Origin of the sequence: Pseudomonas sp. KD5, from assembly GCF_012932895.1 — a bacterium.
Taxonomy (GTDB): Bacteria; Pseudomonadota; Gammaproteobacteria; order Pseudomonadales; family Pseudomonadaceae; genus Aquipseudomonas.
In genome coordinates, this window is sequence record NZ_JDWJ01000012.1 from 184,045 (window position 1) to 202,852 (window position 18,808).

General features: G+C 60.4%; 16 protein-coding genes. 5 read left to right on the forward strand and 11 right to left on the reverse strand.

Annotated features, from left to right (window positions below; all coding sequences use genetic code 11):
* Nucleotides 1-152: 152 nt before the first annotated feature.
* From AF70_RS24860 to AF70_RS24870, 3 genes are all read right to left on the reverse strand, one after another.
* Entirely contained in the window at nucleotides 153-1,625 is a 1,473-nt protein-coding gene (locus AF70_RS24860) for an autotransporter domain-containing protein (protein WP_028940104.1), read from the reverse strand.
* 240 nt (nucleotides 1,626-1,865) lie between these two features.
* On the reverse strand, nucleotides 1,866-2,699 hold the full coding sequence (locus AF70_RS24865) for an amino acid ABC transporter permease (RefSeq protein ID WP_028940105.1): 834 nt from the start codon (nucleotides 2,697-2,699) through the stop codon (nucleotides 1,866-1,868).
* The gene (locus AF70_RS24870) at nucleotides 2,696-3,517 is read right to left on the reverse strand and encodes an ABC transporter substrate-binding protein (protein WP_028940106.1); all 822 of its coding nucleotides are present in this window, start codon (nucleotides 3,515-3,517) and stop codon (nucleotides 2,696-2,698) included. The genes AF70_RS24865 and AF70_RS24870 overlap by 4 nt, the downstream gene beginning before the upstream one ends.
* Before the next feature lie 110 nt (nucleotides 3,518-3,627).
* On the opposite strand from AF70_RS24870, the gene AF70_RS24875 reads away from it, so the two are divergent.
* Complete coding sequence (locus AF70_RS24875; RefSeq protein ID WP_019580385.1) at nucleotides 3,628-4,527, forward strand: homocysteine S-methyltransferase family protein; 900 nt, start codon at nucleotides 3,628-3,630, stop codon at nucleotides 4,525-4,527.
* Between the two features lie 88 nt (nucleotides 4,528-4,615).
* Here AF70_RS24875 and AF70_RS24880 read toward each other — a convergent pair whose 3' ends face one another.
* Together AF70_RS24880 and AF70_RS24885 are read right to left on the reverse strand one after the other, a co-directional pair.
* Nucleotides 4,616-5,287 (reverse strand): GNAT family N-acetyltransferase, encoded by a 672-nt coding sequence (locus AF70_RS24880; protein ID WP_019580386.1) that lies wholly within the window; start codon nucleotides 5,285-5,287, stop codon nucleotides 4,616-4,618.
* Nucleotides 5,288-5,304: 17 nt separating this feature from the next.
* Nucleotides 5,305-5,751, reverse strand: coding sequence for a GNAT family N-acetyltransferase (locus AF70_RS24885; protein WP_019580387.1), 447 nt, complete (start codon nucleotides 5,749-5,751; stop codon nucleotides 5,305-5,307).
* Between the two features lie 124 nt (nucleotides 5,752-5,875).
* Between AF70_RS24885 and AF70_RS24890 the strand changes: the two genes are divergently transcribed.
* The gene (locus tag AF70_RS24890; protein WP_028940107.1) at nucleotides 5,876-7,426 is read left to right on the forward strand and encodes a PLP-dependent aminotransferase family protein; all 1,551 of its coding nucleotides are present in this window, start codon (nucleotides 5,876-5,878) and stop codon (nucleotides 7,424-7,426) included.
* A 193-nt stretch (nucleotides 7,427-7,619) separates the two neighbouring features.
* On the opposite strand, the gene AF70_RS24895 is transcribed toward AF70_RS24890, so the two are convergent.
* From AF70_RS24895 to aspA, 6 genes are all read right to left on the reverse strand, one after another.
* Nucleotides 7,620-8,720 carry a polyamine ABC transporter substrate-binding protein gene (locus AF70_RS24895; protein WP_019580389.1) on the reverse strand — a complete coding sequence of 367 codons (1,101 nt, stop codon included), beginning with the start codon at nucleotides 8,718-8,720 and terminating at the stop codon, nucleotides 7,620-7,622.
* Between the two features lie 12 nt (nucleotides 8,721-8,732).
* A complete protein-coding gene (locus AF70_RS24900; protein ID WP_018927381.1) occupies nucleotides 8,733-9,764 on the reverse strand; it encodes a histone deacetylase family protein in 1,032 nt (343 codons plus the stop codon).
* Nucleotides 9,765-10,029: 265 nt separating this feature from the next.
* A complete protein-coding gene (locus AF70_RS24905) occupies nucleotides 10,030-11,022 on the reverse strand; it encodes an AraC family transcriptional regulator (RefSeq protein ID WP_028940108.1) in 993 nt (330 codons plus the stop codon).
* Nucleotides 11,023-11,234: 212 nt separating this feature from the next.
* Entirely contained in the window at nucleotides 11,235-12,239 is a 1,005-nt protein-coding gene (locus AF70_RS24910) for an asparaginase (protein ID WP_019580391.1), read from the reverse strand.
* A 149-nt stretch (nucleotides 12,240-12,388) separates the two neighbouring features.
* On the reverse strand, nucleotides 12,389-13,840 hold the full coding sequence (locus tag AF70_RS24915; RefSeq protein WP_028940109.1) for a sodium:alanine symporter family protein: 1,452 nt from the start codon (nucleotides 13,838-13,840) through the stop codon (nucleotides 12,389-12,391).
* Nucleotides 13,841-14,328: 488 nt separating this feature from the next.
* Entirely contained in the window at nucleotides 14,329-15,753 is a 1,425-nt protein-coding gene (gene aspA / locus AF70_RS24920; RefSeq protein WP_019580393.1) for an aspartate ammonia-lyase, read from the reverse strand.
* Between the two features lie 180 nt (nucleotides 15,754-15,933).
* Between aspA and AF70_RS24925 the strand changes: the two genes are divergently transcribed.
* The 3 genes from AF70_RS24925 to AF70_RS24935 all read left to right on the forward strand — a co-directional run bounded on the left by AF70_RS24925 (nucleotide 15,934) and on the right by AF70_RS24935 (nucleotide 18,742).
* Nucleotides 15,934-16,848: a LysR substrate-binding domain-containing protein gene (locus AF70_RS24925; protein WP_028940110.1), complete on the forward strand. Its 915-nt coding sequence runs from the start codon at nucleotides 15,934-15,936 to the stop codon at nucleotides 16,846-16,848.
* Nucleotides 16,849-17,156: 308 nt separating this feature from the next.
* Nucleotides 17,157-17,648, forward strand: a complete 492-nt coding sequence (gene purE, locus AF70_RS24930) for a 5-(carboxyamino)imidazole ribonucleotide mutase (protein WP_003196369.1) — start codon at nucleotides 17,157-17,159, stop codon at nucleotides 17,646-17,648.
* An 11-nt stretch (nucleotides 17,649-17,659) separates the two neighbouring features.
* Nucleotides 17,660-18,742, forward strand: a complete 1,083-nt coding sequence (locus AF70_RS24935; RefSeq protein WP_019580395.1) for a 5-(carboxyamino)imidazole ribonucleotide synthase — start codon at nucleotides 17,660-17,662, stop codon at nucleotides 18,740-18,742.
* The last annotated feature ends 66 nt before the right edge of the window (nucleotides 18,743-18,808 follow it).

Sequence of the window (18,808 nt, forward strand, 5' to 3'; positions counted from 1 at the left end):
GGGCATGTGCTCCCCTTTTTTTTCGCCCGGAGTTTGCGAGGCTTGCCCGCGAAGAACGATGACGCGTAAAACCTGAAAAACCGAGGTGCATTCCGCGCGGGCAAGCTCGTTTCCACAAGGTGCTGTGCTGAATCAGTGAAACGACGTGTGAATCAGAACGCCATCCGCCACTGTCCCATCACGCCATGACTGCGGCTCTCAGTGCCGATTTCCCCAGTGACGCCCACACCCAGCGAGTGGTTGGCCGAGAGCCCCAGGTCGAGCCCGGCATCAAGCGACAGGCTGTCGCGATCCAACCCTGCCCCGGCGATGTCGAAACGTTTCCCGCCCTTGACCAACTGTTGGCGCGTTTCGCTGTCGAGCTCGCCATAGATGTGTATCCAGCCGGCGCTGAATCGCGGCGTCAGGCGCATGCCGTTGTCCAGTGTGTTCAGCTTCGCCGCGCGCAGGCCGAAGGTGCTGCTGAAGTTGTCCTGGGTTTGCCCATGGACTTTCAGCGCTGCATCCCCTCCTTTTTCGGTGTGTTTTTCACGCTGGTAGCGTTGATAACCGACACCGGCGAATGGCTCGATGGTCACATTGTTGCTGCCCAGATTGAAGCCCGCTTCGGCAAAAGCCTGCTGGGTGTTGGCGTCATAACTGCCTTTGAGACGGTCGCTGAATCCGTTGAACGCGACCCGACGTTTGCTGCTGCCTTCGTGGCTGGCGTAAGTAGCACCGAGACGCAGCGCCAATGGACCATCCTGGCGCACCGCATAAGCACCCAGATGCCAACTGTCGAGGTCGCCATCGAATTGCCGGGCATCGAGTTGCGTCTGTGATTTTCCGCCCATCACCCCGGCATGCCATTGCTGATCGAGCCGCCAGTCGGCACCCAGAACCAGGCCTTGGGTGGAATGTTTCAGCGTGTTGTCGAAGTCGTTCTCGACTTTGCCGCCATGGCCCAATGCCTGAAGCCAGACGCGACTGCTGTTTTCACTACCAGCGGCAACGCGTGGAGCTTTGTTGGAAAAAGAGCCCGTGCCGTTATCCAATTGGTGCATGGCGGAGAGCATGCTGGCACTGACGGGGCTGACACTGCTTAAAGTGGCTTTTGCGAGATTGGCGTTGCTACTTGCGCTCAATTGTTCAATGGCGATGGAGGCAGTGGTCTTGTTGCTGGCCAGCAGTGCGTTGATGGCAGCGTTGGCAGTGATGGTCTTGGAGGTATCCACATTGCGGGCCAGGGCCTGCCCGCTGGTAGAGGTGTCAGCCGTCTCGAGCGGCACGTCATTACGGGGCAACGCCACTTGAGTGTCGCTATCGGAAGCCTTCGGCGTCATGAATGCCGGATTGCTGGTGACTTGTTCGAACCCATCTTCAACTTTTCCGGCATTCAGTACGGTGTAGACGGAGTTATCGGGAAGATCAATAACATTCAAACCTGTGTTACTTGGTGTGGCCTCTTCAAACCCACTGCCAGTGGGGAACACAGGTTTGGCGGCTTTTTTTCGGGTTTTGGTGGGCTTTGTGTTGGTATCGACTTGAGGCTCCAGTTGCTGGGCAAGGGATAACTCTGCACAACCAACTGCAAGTGCAATGGCCAAAACAAGGTGGTGGGGTTTGTATTTGTGTTGAACGGGCATCGAGTACGGCCTCTTTTGACAGGAGGCCAAACTCTAAGAGGGAGGCTATGGGTGCCGATGTCAGCCGCTTCCGGCGGGTTTGCGGGGGGAGTCAAATGGTTGTGTAGAACATTGCCAGCCGCTTGAAGGTGGCGGTTTTTTAACCATTCCAGCTGGATGCTTTTTCTTACGACGAATCAAGACATGGGAGCTGGCGCACGGCCAAAAACGTATCTACCGCAGATCAAACGATCGCAGCCCTTACCGGCTCACATACGCCTTCCCGTAATGCCGTTCCATCCGCGCCTGAATCAGCTCCAGCCCAATCGACATCAGCCAATAAATGATCGCCGCCGTCGTCAGCATTTCGATATAGCGATAGCTCGAGCGCCCGTACGATTGCGCCAGGAACATCACTTCCCAAACCCCCATCACCGAGATCAGGGATGAGTCCTTGAGCATGGAGATGAACTGGTTGGTGGTGGGCGGGATGATGGTGCGCATGGCTTGGGGCAGGGTGACGCGCCAGAAAATCACGGTTTCGCGCATGCCCAGGGCCAGCGATGCTTCGCGTTGGCCGTGGGGAACGCCGAGGATGCCGGCGCGGAAGATTTCGCTCAGGTAGGCGCCATAGTTCAGCGACAGGGCGATGATGCCGGCGGCGATGGCGCCCGGCACGACGCCCAATTGCGGCAAGCCGAGGTAGATCAGCAATATCTGGATCAGCAGCGGCGTGCCGCGAAAGAACGAGGCATAGAAACTTGCGATGCCGAACGCCACGGCGCTTTTCGACAGTCGAGCCAGGGCCGTGATGAAGCCCAGCAGCGACGAAGCCACAATCGAGCACAGGCACAAGAACAGCGTCAGTGCCGCGCCTTGCAGAAAGCCGTTGGGCGCCAGGTGCAGGCCGATCAGGTTCGGCAGTTTGTCGAGGATGATCGAGAACTTCAGGTCGAAGCTCAGGAAGAAACTGGCGAACAAGCCGAACATCGCCGCCCAGGTCAGGTACAGCCGGGTACGGAAGCCGAAGACCCGTTGCAGTAATGACTCAGCCACCGGTTGCGGCGGCTGAGGAGGTTTGGGGAAGGAAGTCATTTGCTGATGTCGGCGCCGATCCATTTTTGCGACAGCTTGCTCAAGGTGCCGTCCTGTTTCAACTGAGCGAACACATCACGCACTTTGGCGTCCCACTGGGCATCGCCTTTTTCGATGGCCACCGAGTTCGGCTCCGAGTACAGCGGCTGGCCGGCGAGCTTGAAGCGCTTGTCTTCGCTCAGGCGCGGTTGCGCGGTGACGAGGTTGGTGAGGATCGCGTCCAGACGCACGCCAGCGCCCAGGCCCAGATCCTGGAACGCGACGTTGTCGGTGTCATACGGGGCGATCTGCACGTTCTCGAACGGGTACTGCAATTGAGTGTCTTCGGCGCCTTCGATCACCAGGTTTTTGTTCAGGTAGCTTTCATAGCTGGAGGCGCTGGTGAGACCGACTTTCTTGCCGCTCAGGTCTTTGGCGCTGTGGATGCTATCGTCCTTGGCATTGACCACGATCACGGCAGGGGAGGCGTAGTACTCGACCGGGAAGTCGAAGACTTCGGCGCGGGCCTTGCTCGGGGTCATGGAGCAGATGCAGATGTCGTAACGCCCGCTCCAGCGGCCGGCGGCGATCACATCCCAGGACGGCGTTTCCAGACGCAGCTTGACGCCCAGCTTGTCCGCCACGGCCTTGGCCACCTCAACGTCGAAGCCGTCGAGCTGGTTTTGATCGTTGAGGAACGAGAAGGGTGGGTAGCTTTCCATCAACACACCGACCAGTTCTTTCTTTTGTTCGATGCGATCCAGGGTGGCGCCCGCAAAGGCTTGGGTGGAGGCAGCCAGAATCGTCAGGCCCAGGGCCAGCAGCGGTTGAAGTTTCACAGTTGATCCCTGAAAAAAGAGGTTGTTATTAACCGTATGGTGCGCATTAAATAGTTATAAGAACGACTCTGATAGTGAGTTATTTTCATAAGCTTATGAGTGAAAAGCATATGGGCGCAGACAGCACGGTAATTCTGGATGGCGGCATGGGTCGTGAACTGCAACGCCGAGGGGCGCCGTTCCGGCAACCCGAGTGGTCGGCACTGGCCTTGAGCGAGGCGCCACAAGCCGTAGAGGCGGTGCACGCGGCCTATATCGAAAGCGGTGCCAACGTGATCACCAGCAACAGTTACGCGGTGGTGCCGTTCCACATTGGCGAAGAACGTTTCGCCGCTGAAGGCCAGGCCCTTGCGGCGTTGGCCGGCGAGCTGGCTCGGCGTGCAGTCGATGCTTCGGGCCAATCGGTGCGTGTGGCCGGTTCATTGCCGCCGTTGTTCGGCTCCTACCGCCCGGACTTGTTCGACGCTGCCCGGGTGACTGAACTGCTGACCCCTCTGGTCAATGGCCTGGCGCCTCATGTCGACCTGTGGCTGGCCGAAACCCAGAGCTCGATCGTCGAAGCACGGGCGATCCATGCCGGGCTGCCGAAGGACGGCAAACCGTTGTGGCTATCGTTTACTTTGAAGGATGAAGACACAGACGAAGTGCCGCGTTTGCGCTCCGGTGAGCCAGTGGCTGAGGCCGCCGCAGTGGCGGCTGAGTTGGGTGTCGAGACGTTGCTGTTCAACTGCAGCCAGCCGGAAGTGATCGGTGCGGCGATTGATGCGGCGCGGGAAACCTTCGAGCGCCTGGGGGTGAAGATTCACATCGGCGCTTACGCCAATGCTTTCCCGCCTCAACCGAAAGAAGCCACGGCCAACGACGGTTTGGACCCGTTGCGTGATGATCTCGACCCGCCGGGTTATCTGCAGTGGGCGGCCGATTGGCGCAAGCGCGGGGCCAGCCATTTGGGCGGGTGCTGCGGGATCGGGCCAGAGCATATTGCGGTACTCGCCCAGACATTAGCGTGATGCCATTCGCGGGCAAGCCTCGCTCCAGGTTCGTGTGATCCGTAGGAGCGAGGCTTGCCCGCGAAGTTGTCCGTACGGGCGTCGAAGATTACCCGCGACACTCCGTCAACGTTTGCACTTGCCCCGATTCCGTCTGGTTTTCATCGCTCAACCACCGCTCGAACCCCGCCTGAATCGTCGGCCATTCCGAGTCCAGAATCGAATACCACGCCGTGTCACGGTTCTGACCCTTGACCACCATGTGCTGGCGGAACACCCCCTCAAAACTGAACCCCAACCGCTCTGCTGCGTACTTGGAGCGAGCGTTGCCGTTGTTGCACTTCCATTCCAGGCGCCGGTAGCCCAACGCAAAGGCTTCCCTGGCCAGCAGGTAAACCGCCTCGGTACTTTTGGGCGAGCGCTGCATCGGTGCGCCGAAGGTCACATGGCCGATCTCGATGCGACCCTGGGCAGGAACAATCGACATCAGGCTGAGCAGACCCTGCACCTCGCCGCTGACACGGTCGATCACACTGAAGAAATACGGATCGCTGTTGGCCGCATGATTGTTCAGCCAGTCATTGAACGCACTGCGCTCCGGGAAAGGACCGTAGGGCAGATAGTCCCAGAGTTTCGGGTCCGAGCCTGGGCCTTCCAGGGCTTTCCACAAACCATCGGCGTGACGCGCCGGGTCGAGTTTTTCCAGGCGAATGAAACGCCCTTCGATCAGTTGGGCCGAGGGCGCCGGGACGCCTTTCCAGTCTGCGAGTGAAGTCGACATGGTGTTCTCCTTGAACCTTAAAGGGCTTTGCGAAACTGGATGAAACCGGGGCGTTCGGCGATGCGCTCATAGAGCTGGATCGCGGTGGCGTTGGTTTCGTGGGTCAGCCAGTGGACCTTGCAGCAACCGTCGGCCTTGGCTGTGCTGTAGACGAATTCGATCAGTTGCCGACCGACGCCGGTGCCACGAGTTTCGGGTGCCACCAGCAAGTCTTGCAGGTAACAGGAGTTTTCGATGCTCCAGTTCGAGCGGTGATAGATGAAATGCACCATGCCCACCGCTTTGCCGTCGACCCAGGCCAGCGCCCCGTGGGTCGGTTCGCTCGGGTCGAGCAGGCGCTGCCAGGTGCTTTGAGTGACCGCCTCGGGCAGCTCGGTGTTGTAGAAGCGCAAGTAGGCTTGCCACAACGGCAGCCAGGCAGCGTGATCGTCGGTGGTGACCTGGCGGATGTCGATCTGACTCATGTTCATTCCTTAACGCGTCAAAGTGGCAGGTACATGGAAAATTCCTTGGCGAATGCCTTCATCCTAGGCAGGCTAATGGTCTGTTGTAAGAGCCATTAATGACCAATTTCATAGGTCCATTGTCATGTCGAATACGCCGCTTCCCTCGTCGTTCAACCCGGCGGGTATCGAACTCGACCGCCGCCAGGGCCTGAGTCGACAGCTCTATCAAGCGCTGCGGGTACGCGTGCTCGACGGACGATTGGCCAGCGGCACACGACTGCCGGCCAGTCGCGATCTGGCTACGGCGTTATCGATTTCCCGCAACAGCGTGGTTCGTGCCTACGATCAGCTTTACGCTGAAGGCTTCATCGAGGGGCGTGTGGGTGACGGGACTTACGTGGCGCAATTGCCTCAGGCGGCGTTGCCGGCGAAAAAATTATCCACAAAAGTATCCACAGGGTTTTCAACAGGGTTACCCACAGCCTTATCCACAAATTGGCTGGATTTACCTGTTGTTCCATCCAGTAAAGTTATCCACAGCGGTGCTTTGGGGCGCGTTGAAAAGAATCATTTGGCTGCACCGCCCGGTGGCCCGCCGCGCGCATTCAGGGTCGGCGTGCCGGCGTTCGATCTGTTCCCTTTCGAGGTTTGGGCCAAGCTGAATGCGGCTTTCTGGCGTAAACCGGATTTACAGCAGTTGTGTTATGGCGACCCGGCAGGCGATGAACGCTTGCGCGGATTGATTGCTGCCTACTTGCGCAGCTCGAGAGGGATGCAGTGCGCCGCTGAGCAAATTGTGATCACCAGTGGCGCGCAGCAGGGGATCAGCCTTTGTGCACAGTTGCTGGTGGAGCCTGGCGATGGGGTGGGGATTGAAAATCCGGGTTATCGCGCTGCCGGCCATGCCTTTGCGGTAGCCGGTGCACGGTTGCACGGTGTGCCGGTGGATGAGGAGGGGATCGACTGCAGCGCCTTGGCGCAGTTGAGCGATTGCCGGCTGGCTTACGTTACGCCTTCCCATCAATACCCGACCGGTGTGGTCATGAGTCTGGCCCGGCGTCTGGAACTGCTCGCCTGGGCCGAGGGCAACCAGGGCTGGATCATCGAGGACGACTACGATGGCGAGTACCGTTACAGCGGCGCGCCACTGGCGCCGCTGGCGGCACTCGATCGCCATGGGCGGGTGCTGTATGTCGGCACCTTCGGCAAGGTCGCTTTTCCGGCGCTGCGCCTGGGTTATCTGGTGCTGCCGCCGGGCCTGGTGGACGCATTCGCGCAGCGTCGGGCGGTGGATGTGCGGCATTCCGAAGTGAGCACTCAAGCGGTGATGGCCGAGTTCATGGCCGCCGGGCATTTCCAGCGGCACATTCGCCGGATGCGGCGTGCCGCCCTCAGCCGTCGCAATTGTTTGCTGGGTGGCTGGCCGGCGGGGATGACCGGAGTGGGTAGCCTGCCCGCCGTCTCCGCCGGGCTGCACCTGACGGTTTCGGTGGACAGCCTGGCCCGCGAACGGCAACTGATCGAACAAGCGGAAAGCGTAGGCGTGGAGATCAATGGCTTGAGCAACTATTGGCTACCGGACTCCAGGACTCCAGTCGATCAGCGCGCCGGTCTGGTATTGGGTTTTGCGGCGGTGCCAGAGCCAGCGATAGAGTCGGCGCTGGCACGGTTGCGGCAGGTCTGGCGGGATTGAACGATGGCCTCCCGGTTTTTAAATGAACCGCTGATCTATGAAAAACACTGAGGCGGCGAGTGTGCGACTGATCTCGCCGCGATAAATGGCGATGAGTTCCTGATTGCTGCCACCGCGCAGATCAAAGCCCCCCCTATTAGCCGTTGACCAAAAAAGACCCGCGATGGCGCGGGTCTTTGATTCACCGGGTGTTTCAGGTCCCGGATTTGATCTTGGTCCAGGCCCGGGTCCGCGCCCGTTCAGCATCGCGAGGCAAGGGTTGCAGGGTGTAAAGCGTGCTCATCGCCGCTTCGGTCGGGTACAGGTTCGGGTTGTTGCGAATCGCCGGGTCGACCATTTCCGTGGCGTCCTTGTTCGGGTTCGGGTAGCCGACGAAGTCGCTGACCGGTGCGATGACCTGGGGTTGCAGCAGGTAGTTGATGAAGGTGTAGGCGTCTTCCGGGTTTTTCGCGCCTTTGGGGATCGCGAGCATGTCGAACCAGATCGGCGCGCCTTCCTTGGGCAGGCGCATGTCGACGATCACACCGTTCTTGGCTTCCTTGGCGCGGTTGGCGGCCTGGGAGAAGCTGCCGGAATACCCGACTGCAACGCAGATGTCACCGTTGGCGATGTCGGCCATGTACTTGGACGAATGGAAGTAGGTGATGTACGGCCGGATCTTCATCAGCAGCGCTTCAGCCTTGGCGTAGTCCGCCGGCTTCTTGCTGTTGGGGTCCAGGCCGAGGTGTTGCAGGGCCAGCGGCAGGATCTCCGAAGGTGAGTCGAGCAGGGCCACGCCGCACTGCTTGAGCTTGCTGATGTTCTCTTCCTTGAAGATCAGGTCCCAGCTGTTCACCGGTGCGTTGTCGCCCAGCGCAGCCTTGACCTTGGCCGGGTTGAAGCCAATCAGGATGGTGCCGTACATGTACGGCACGGCAAATTTGTTACCCGGGTCGTTGGCTTCGATCAGCTTCATCAGCTTGGGGTCGAGGTGGTTCCAGTTCGGCAGTTTGCTGCGGTCCACTGGCTGGAATACGCCGGCTTCGATCTGCTTGGCGAGGAACACGTTGGACGGCACCACCACGTCGTAGCCGGAGTTGCCGGTCAGCAGCTTGGCTTCCAGCGCTTCGTTGGTGTCGAAGATGTCGTAGACCAGTTTGGTCTGGGTGTTCTGAGCCTTGAAATCGTCCAGGGCTTTGGGGGTGATGTAGTCGAACCAGTTGTAGACCCGCAAAGTACGTTCTTCAGCATGGACGGCGCCACTGAGCAGTGTGGCGCAGAGCGCTGGAGCGATAAGACGCTTGAGTCTGTTCATTCTTCTAATTCCTCATTGGGCGCTTTCAAAACCTTCGAGAACGTTCACGGCGTTGATGCCGATTTCTTCTACCGCGTAACCGCCTTCCATCACGAACAGCGTCGGCTTGCCGAGGCCTGCGATGCGGGTACCCATCGCCAGGTAATCCGGGCTGTCGAGTTTGAATTGGGAGATGGGGTCGTCCTTGAACGTATCGACGCCCAGGGACACGACAACGATGTCGGCGCCGTACGTTTCGATCTCTTTACAGGCTTGCTCCAGCGCGGCGCTCCAACGGTCCCAAGCGCTGCCGGCGGGCAACGGGTAGTTGAAGTTGAACCCTTCGCCTGCGCCTTCACCGCGTTCGTCTTCGTAGCCGAGGAAGAACGGAAACTCGGCTTCTGGATGACCGTGGATCGAGGTGAACAGCACGTCGCTGCGTTCGTAGAAAATCGATTGAGTGCCGTTGCCGTGGTGGTAATCGACATCGAGGATCGCGACCTTTTTATGGCCCTGATCGAGGAAGGCTTGAGCGGCGATGGCAGCATTGTTGAGGTAGCAATAGCCGCCCATCAAATCGCTGGCGGCATGGTGTCCCGGTGGACGGCACAGGGCGAAGGCACTGCGGGCGCCGCGCTGGATCGCCGCTTGGGCCGTGAGGGCAACTTGCGCCGCGCTGTACGCTGCTTGCCAGGTGCCGGCGGTAATCGGTGCGCCGCCGTCGAAGCTGTAATAGCCGAGCTGGCCGTGCAGGCTGGTGGGCATGATTCGGCGCAAGGTGCGGGCCGGCCAGGTGTAGGGCAGCAAGTCGCCGTCGGTATTGAATGCAGTCCAGCGCGCCCAGGCGCCTTTGAAGAAGTCGAGGTAATCGCGGCTGTGGATGCGCGCGATCGGATCAAGGCCAAAGTCTTTCGGCACTTCAACCGGGCCGAGGTTCTGGTCCTTGACCCGTTGCAATACGTGATCGGCCCGTGAAGGCATTTCGAAGCAGGGCATCAATTGCCCGTCCATCAATTCACAACGGCCGTGATGCAGGTGGTGATCGTCCGAGTAGATCGTCAGCATTGTTGTTCTCCGCAGGCTGATTCGGTTTGAACACAGTCTTGCGGCAGGCGACGTCTGGGAGAACGGCAGGAAAGGCCAAAAGGGGATCTATGTGGCCAAAACATTTGACCGAAATTCGCCCCCCCCTGTGGCGAGGGAGCTTGCTCCCGCTCGGCTGCGCAGCAGTCGTTACCCGGCAACTGCTATCTGAAGGGAGGAATGCGGTGTTCGGTTTGGGTCTGCTGCGCAGACCAACGGGAGCAAGCTCCCTCGCCACAGGGGCGGCTCAAGGGCGGAACTGGCTCGGCGCCACGCCACTCCAGCGCACAAACGCATGCCGGAAGCTCGCGGTCTCGCTGAAGCCCAGTGCTTCGGCGATTTGATAGATCGGCAGTTGATCCTCGCAGAGCATGCGTTTGGCCTGTTCGAATCGCAGTTCATCGAGCAGTTCCTGATAGCTGCATCCCAGATCCTTCAGATGGCGGCGCAGGGTGCGCGACGAGCAGTTCAACTGTTCGGCCAACCCGTCCAGACCGGGTGCCGCGCTCAGTTGTGCGGCGAGCAATTGGCGGATGCGCCCGAGCCAGGCCTGACGCCCGGTGAACTCGGTGTTTTGCTTGCGGCAGCGTTCGGCCATGGCCTGGTGGGTGATGGCGTCGGCCAGCGGCAGGGGGTGTTCGAGCCAGCGCTTGTCGAAGGCAAATCCGTTGGACGCTGCATCAAACTGCAACGGACAGTCGAAACGCTCGCTGTAGCGCGCCTGATAGTCCGGTGCCGGGTAATCGAAGCGAGCGCCAAGCAAAGGCAGGGGGTGGCCGAGCAGGTCTTCACAGGTGACCTTCATCGAGACCAGGCAAAACTCGACATTGAACGGTGCCAGCGCGGGGTTTTCCCGATAGTCGCCCGCGGTGAGCCAGATGCGCTCGCCATCCTCCTCCAGGCTCAACTCGAACAGTGTTCCCAATAGCGCCGGGTAGTGCAGCGCCAACTGCAAGGCGTCACCTAAAGTGGCGCTGGTGAGTAAGGCGTACCCGAGCATGCCATAGGACGAAACGTGCATCCGCCGACCCAACTCCAGACCGATATCGCGGCGCAGCGCGACGGCGTTGGCGCACACCAGCATCTCCTGATTGGTAGTGATGCGCGTGTCCGCCCGGCTCAGATCCGCCGCGCTGATGCCGCTGCCGGCCAATAACGCCTCGCTGGGCAAGCCTTCGGCCTTGAAGGTGTTAAGCACCAGGGAGACGGCGTTGAGGGTGGTGAGGTGGGAGTGGAGCATGGAGTCTTCCAGCGTCGAGATGCTGGAACGGGAGCAAGTTATGTGCCCAACAACGATCTTGTGGGAGCGGTCCGTGGCGAGGGGGCTTGCCCCCGTTGGGCTGCGAAGCTGCCCCAAAATCTCTGATGTACCAAAGATCTTGTGAGTGCTACGCACTCAAACGGGGGCAAGCCCCCTCGCCACAGCCCGCTCCCACAAGGTTATGTGTTGTGTCAGCTCAGTTCGCCACACAGGTCAAGTTCGACCAGTCGCCGAACTTCAGTGGTTTCAAGCCCTGCACCGAGCAGCCCATGCAACTTGCCGAGCGCCGCCTCGCGAGTCATGCCGCCACCGGACAACAGGCCGGCATCGCGCAAGCGGCTGCCCGCCTCATACACGTCGAGCTTCACGCCACCCTCATGACATTGGGTGACCGCAACCACTACCACGCCATTGTCTCGTGCCCGTTCCAGGCTGGCGATAAACCCGGGGTTGTCGCTTGGTCCGGTACCGCTGCCATAACATTCCAGCACAAGACCCTGAATACCGCTGTTGAGCAGGCCATCCAGTTGCTCGGCGCCGATGCCGGGGAACAGCGGCAGCACCGCGACCTTCGCCAGTTGCCTTGGCTGGTTGTAGTTCAGTTGGGCAGGTATCGAGGAAGCTTTCACGCCGCCGCCCTGACGCTCCAGTCGCTTGAACGGATGACGACCGAAACTGCGAACCTTGGCGCAGCGGGTCGGGTCGAGCAGTTCACCGTGGAAGTACAGATGAACACCCGGTGCCAGGCCTTGGCCAAGGGCAACCAGTGCACCACTGATGTTTTCCCAGGCATCACTGTCGGTCACGCCGGCCGGCAGCATCGAACCGGTGAAACATACGCGGGCGTTCAGGCCGAGCAACTGAAAGCTCATGGCCGCGGCACTGTAGGCCAGGGTGTCGGTGCCATGCAGGATCAGCACGCTGTCGCAGCCCTGGACATCAACGGCGTCGACCACCGCTTCACGCAGTTGCTGCCAGTACGCAGGGGTCATGTTGGCGCTATCGATCAGTGGCGACATCTCGCGAAAGCGCCACTGCGGCACCACCAACTCAGGCTGGCTGTGCAGGTAGTCGCGCATCCGCGCTTCGAAACCGGACGCCGGGGCCAAGCCGTGGGCACTGGCTTGCATGCCGATGGTGCCACCGGTGTAGAGCACCATGACGTGCTGCGCGGCAGGGTAGGTCGAGGAATTCATGGAGGTTCTCCGAAAACGATGACTTGTGGGAGCGAGCCTGCTAGCGATTGGACTTCAAGCTCGACACCAAAACAACGTACGACCGAGCATGACGCCGGTCATACGTTGTGTCACGCCGGGCGCAGGGGATGCGCCCGGTTTTTTACCGATCAGCGTTGCGCTGCGGTCACGCCTGCAGGCTGGGCCTGTGGCTGAGAGGTGACGGCTGGCGGATTGGCCGGCCAGGCTTTCAGGTCCAGGTCCAGATCCGCGAACTTGCTCGAATCGAACACTGGGGTCTTGATGCCGGCGGCACGCTGGTCATCGTAATCACGCAGGATGCGCATGCCGACCTTGAACAGCAGGAACAGCGCGATCAGGTTCACGAAGGCCAGCAGGGTCATGGTGATGTCGGCGAATGCGAACACCGTGCCCAGGTTCTCGATGGCACCCCAGAAGATCAACGCCAGTACCAGCGCGCGGTAGCCCATCAGCGCCTTGCGGTTTTCACCGACCAGGAAGCGCAGGCTGTTCTCGCCCAGGTAGTAGTTGTAGAGGATCGAGGTGAACACGAACAATGCCAGGGCCACGGAGATGAACATCCGGCCCCAGTCACCGACCACGGCGGCCAGGGAGTTCTGGGTCAGGGCAATGCCGTCGCCTTCAAAGCCCGGGGTGTAGAAGCCCGACAGCAGGATCAGCAACGCGGTGCAGGTGCAGATAACGAAGGTGTCGAGGAACACGCTGAACGCCTGAACCACGCCTTGTGCGACCGGGTGCTCGACCGCGGCCACGGCGGCCACGTTCGGCGCACTGCCCAGGCCTGCTTCGTTGGCGAACACGCCACGCTTCACGCCCATGACGATAGCGCTGCCGATCAGGCCGCCGAACGCCTGGTCCAGACCGAAGGCGCTTTTGACGATGGTCATCAACATCCCTGGAACGTGGTCGAACTGCAGCACGATCACGTAGATGGTCACGCCGATGTACACCAGGGTTTTCACCGGTACCAGCAGGTCAGCGACCTTGGCGATCCGCTTGATACCGCCGATGAACACCAGACCCAGCAATACCGCCAGGGCCAGCCCGGTGTAAGTGGTGTCGAGGCCGAAGGCGCTATTCAGCGAGTGGGTAACGGCGTGGGATTGCAGACCGTTGAAGGCGAAGCCGAAGGTCACCAGCAGCAGCACGGCCATAACCATGCCCAGCCAGCGTTTCTGCAGGCCGTGCTGGATGTAGTAGGACGGACCGCCTCGGAACTGGCCTTCGGAGTCGCAGCGCTTGTAGAGCTGGCCGAGGGAGCATTCGAAGAAGCTGCTGGACATGCCGACCAGCGCAGTCACCCACATCCAGAACACCGCACCGGGGCCACCGAGGGTCACGGCGATACCGACACCCGCGATGTTGCCCGCACCGACACGGCCGGCAAGGCTGAGCATCAGGGCCTGGAACGAGCTGAGTTGACCGGCGCTGCTGCGCAGGCTGTCGCGGAACACCGCGAACATATGGAAGAAGTGGCGCAATTGGACGAAACGCGAGCGGATCGTGAAGTAGCTACCGAGCCCGACAATGAGCGCGATCAGTACTTTCCCTGAGAGGAAGTCGTTGATGACTTCGAGCATGGATTATTCCTCGCTATTTTTTGTGTGTGCGAATACTGGGTGGTCGACACATCGCGTTACACCGGAGTGTGCGTGGCACAACTGGTGGGTCGAAGGTTCGTCCCTGTTCCATTTCGCGGGTTGTTATTAGTTCGGGTTCGCATGGGTTTGGGTCTCGTTATCGACGACCGCTCACGCGAAGAGGGCCGGCACTATACATAGGAGAGTGCCGTCCGTCTGCACAGTTGTGGTGCAAGCGACGAAACGAAAGCGCTGCAAAATCAAAAAATCGCAGCCTTCGGCAGCCTCTACGGGTCTCTGTCAAACCCGGTAGGAGCTGCCGAAGGCTGCGATCTTTGCGGTACTGAAAACATTCAACATGTTCGTAAAATCCGCAAAAGTGTTGAAAAAAAAGGGCTTGAGGGAGTAAATCCCCAAGCCCTCAAAAGGTGAGAGGTGTCTAGTCCCTCGACCTGGTGAGCGTGCTCTTCAAAAGAGCCTGCGTTTGGTTAAGCCTTCAAAGGCACCAGACGCGGAGCAATCATGTTTTCCGGGCGCAGGATGTCGGCGAGCATTTCTTCGTCGAGCAAGCGTTCCTCGCGCACCAGTTCCAGCACGCCGCGGCCGCTTTCGAGGGCAACACGGGCAATGCGGGTGGCGTTTTCATAGCCGATGTACGGGTTCAGCGCGGTGACCAGGCCAATCGAGTGTTCGACCAGTTCACGGCAGCGCTCTTCGTTGGCAGTGATGCCGACGATGCAGTGCTCGCGCAACATGTCCATGGCACGTTGCAGCAGGCGGATCGAGTCGAAGATCTTGAAGGCGATCAGTGGCTCCATCACGTTCAGCTGCAGCTGGCCGCCTTCGGCCGCGATGGTCAGGGCCAGGTCGTTGCCGATGATCTGGAACGCCACCTGGTTCACGGCTTCAGGGATAACCGGGTTGACCTTGCCTGGCATGATCGAGCTGCCTGGCTGACGCGCCGGCAGGTTGATTTCGTTGATGCCGGTGCGTGGGCCGCTGGACAGCAGACGCAGGTCGTTGCAGATCTTCGACAGCTTGACCGCGGTGCGCTTGAGCATGCCGGAGAACAGCACGAAGGCGCCCATGTCGGAGGTGGCTTCGATCAGGTCGGCGGCTGGCACCAGCGGTTGACCGCTGATCAGGGCCAGACGCTGAACGGCCAGGGCCTGGTAACGCGGGTCGGCGTTGATGCCGGTACCAATCGCGGTGCCGCCCAGGTTCACTTCAGTCAGCAGTTCAGGCGCCAGGGTTTTCAGGCGCGCCAGGTCTTCGCTCAGGGTGGTGGCGAAGGCGCGGAATTCCTGGCCGAGGGTCATCGGCACGGCGTCTTGCAGCTGGGTACGACCCATCTTCAGAACGTGGCTGAATTCTTCACCTTTGGCGGCGAACGCCTGGATCAGGCTGTCGAGGCTGGCCAGCAGCGCGTCGTGACCCAACAGCAGACCCAGGCGGATGGCCGTCGGGTAGGCGTCGTTGGTCGACTGCGCCATGTTCACGTCGTTGTTCGGGTGCAGGTACTGGTATTCGCCCTTGCTGTGGCCCATGGCCTCCAGCGCGATGTTGGCGATGACTTCGTTGGCATTCATGTTGGTTGAAGTGCCAGCGCCGCCTTGAATCATGTCCACCACGAACTCTTCGTGGAAATCGCCGCGGATCAATCGGGCACAGGCTTCGCTGATGGCAGCGTGCTTGGCTTCGCTCAGGTGACCCAGCTCGCGGTTGGCGTCAGCGGCGGCCTGTTTGACCATCGCCAGACCAACAACCAGTTTTGGGTAATGCGAAATCGGAACGCCGGAGAGACGGAAGTTGTTCACCGCTCGCAGGGTCTGGATGCCGTAATACGCTTGAGCAGGTACTTCGAGTACGCCAAGCAGGTCTTTTTCTGTGCGGAAAGATGCAGCGGAGGACATGATAGAAATCATCTCGATATGGACCCGGTCTGTGCCGGAACAGCGCAAATGCTAGGCTTGTGAAGAATTTTGGGCCAATGCTGTTAAACACTGGGCTATGCACATTCGGCATAATGTCGGTGTGACGCCGCGTACGTGGCGAACGTGTGACCTAAATTGGTGCATGTCCGGGAGGGCGTGATGAATCTGGAAAGCAAATGGCTGGAGGACTTTAGTGCTCTGGCTGCCACCCGCAGCTTCTCCCAGGCGGCCGAAAGACGCTTCGTGACTCAGCCAGCCTTCAGTCGGCGGATCCGCAGCCTCGAAGCCGCGCTGGGGCTGACCTTGGTCAATCGCTCTCGCACCCCGGTCGAACTGACGGCGGCGGGGCAGTTGTTTCTCGTGACCGCGCGAACCGTGGTCGAACAGCTGGGTGAAGTGTTACGTCATCTTCATCACCTGGAAGGCGGGCAGGGCGAGGTGATCCAGGTCTCCGCCGCCCACTCCCTGGCACTGGGCTTCTTTCCGCGCTGGATCGCACAATTGCGCAACGAAGGGCTGAACATTGCCACGCGGCTGGTGGCCACCAACGTCGGCGATGCGGTGCATGCGCTGCGTGAAGGCGGGTGTGATCTGATGCTGGCGTTCTATGATCCGGATTCCGCGATGCAAATGGACCCGGAAATTTTCCCGTCACTGCATCTGGGGGACACTGAAATGCTCCCGGTGTGCGCCGCGGACGCTCACGGCAAACCGTTGTTCGACCTGGAAGGCGAGACCAGCGTGCCTTTGCTGGCCTACAGCGCCGGGGCATTTCTCGGGCGCTCGGTGAACATGCTGTTGCGCCAGCGTGCCCTGAGGTTCACCACTATTTACGAGACCGCCATGGCCGACAGCCTGAAAAGCATGGCGCTGGAAGGCCTGGGCATCGCCTGGGTGCCGCGCTTGAGCGCGCGCGCCGAATTGGCTCGCGGCGAGTTGGTCATCTGCGGTGGTCCGCAATGGCATGTGCCGCTGGAGATTCGGCTGTATCGCTGCGCGCTGGTGCGCAAGGCGAATGTTCGGTTGCTCTGGCGCAAGCTGGAAGGCGGCACAGCGCCAAACCCGGCAGGTTAATGTTTTTTTGTAGGAGCCAGGCTTGCCGGCGAAGGCGTCCGCGAGATCGCCNTCGCCNGCAAGCCTGGCTCCTACAGATTCAGGTCGATATGAACNATTTTCAGGCTGACCCTGAAGTCAATAAAACCGGCGCTTTGCGCCGTATGACAGATGGTCGTATGGGGGGCTGTTTATCTGCTTCATTGAGGTATACTGCGCGGCCTTCGGCCGGTTTGACTGGCCATAATTCGTACAATCAAGCCACGCATTTTGCGTGGCTTGTTGTTTTTTGACGCGCCCGCGGGCGCCCAGAGAGAAGAGGCACGACGATGAGCGCACTGGTTGGCGTGATCATGGGCTCCAAGTCCGATTGGTCCACCCTTAGCCACACCGCCGATATGCTGGAAAAGCTCGGCATCCCTTACGAGGTGAAAGTGGTCTCTGCCCACCGCACCCCGGACCTGCTGTTCCAGTATGCCGAAGAGGCCGAGGCCCGTGGCATCGAGGTGATCATCGCCGGTGCCGGTGGCGCGGCCCACCTGCCAGGCATGTGTGCAGCCAAGACCCACCTGCCGGTGCTGGGCGTGCCGGTGCAGTCGTCGATGCTCTCGGGCGTCGATTCGCTGCTTTCTATCGTGCAGATGCCAGCTGGCATTCCGGTCGCCACCCTGGCCATCGGCAAGGCCGGTGCGATCAACGCAGCCCTGCTCTCGGCGAGCATCCTGGGCGCCAAGCATCCGCAGTTTCATACCGTGCTGAAAAAATTCCGCGCTGAGCAGACAGACAGCGTCCTGGACAATCCAGACCCACGCATCGCCTGAGGTTGTTGACGATGAAGATCGGTGTAATCGGTGGCGGCCAGTTGGGTCGCATGTTGGCGCTGGCGGGCACTCCGCTGGGCATGAACTTCGCTTTCCTGGACCCGGCGCCGGATGCTTGCGCAGCCGCATTGGGCGAACACCTGCGGGCCGATTACGGCGATCAGGATCACCTGCGTCAGTTGGCCGATGAAGTCGATCTGGTGACCTTCGAGTTCGAAAGCGTCCCGGCCGAAACCGTGGCCTTCCTGTCGCAATTCGTCCCGGTGTACCCGAGCGCCGAAGCGCTGCGCATTGCCCGCGATCGCTGGTTCGAGAAGAGCATGTTCAAGGACCTGGGGATCCCGACTCCCGCGTTCGCCGACATCCAGTCCCAAGCCGATCTGGACGCCGCCGTGGCCTCCATCGGCCTGCCGGCTGTGCTGAAAACCCGCACCCTGGGCTACGACGGCAAGGGTCAGAAAGTCCTGCGCAAGCCTGAAGATGTGGTCGGCACCTTCGCCGAACTGGGCAGCGTCGCCTGCTTGCTGGAAGGCTTCGTGCCGTTCACTGGCGAAGTCTCGCTGATCGCCGTGCGCGCTCGCGATGGCGAAACCAGGTTCTACCCGCTGGTGCACAACACCCACGACAGCGGCATCCTCAAGCTGTCCGTGGCCAGCACCGACCACCCGTTGCAAGCGTTGGCTGAAGACTACTCCAGCCGGGTACTCAAGCAGCTGGATTACGTCGGCGTGATGGCGTTCGAGTTCTTCGAAGTCGACGGTGGCCTCAAGGCCAACGAAATCGCCCCGCGTGTGCACAACTCCGGGCACTGGACCACCGAAGGTGCCGAGTGCAGTCAGTTCGAAAACCACCTGCGGGCCGTTGCCGGTCTGCCGCTGGGTTCGACGGCCAAGGTCGGTGAGAGTGCGATGCTCAACTTCATCGGCAAAGTACCGGACACCGAGAAAGTCCTGGCCATCGCCGATTGCCATCTGCATCACTACGGCAAGGCCTTCAAGGTCGGCCGCAAGGTTGGTCACGCCAACCTGCGTTGTGCTGACCGTGCGACCCTTGCCGCGCAGATCCTCAAAGTCGAAGCGCTGATTGCCGAATAGTTTCATGTAGCAGCGGCGGAACCTTCAGTGGCCGCCGTTCTCTGATGGCAGGATGCCAAAGTCTGG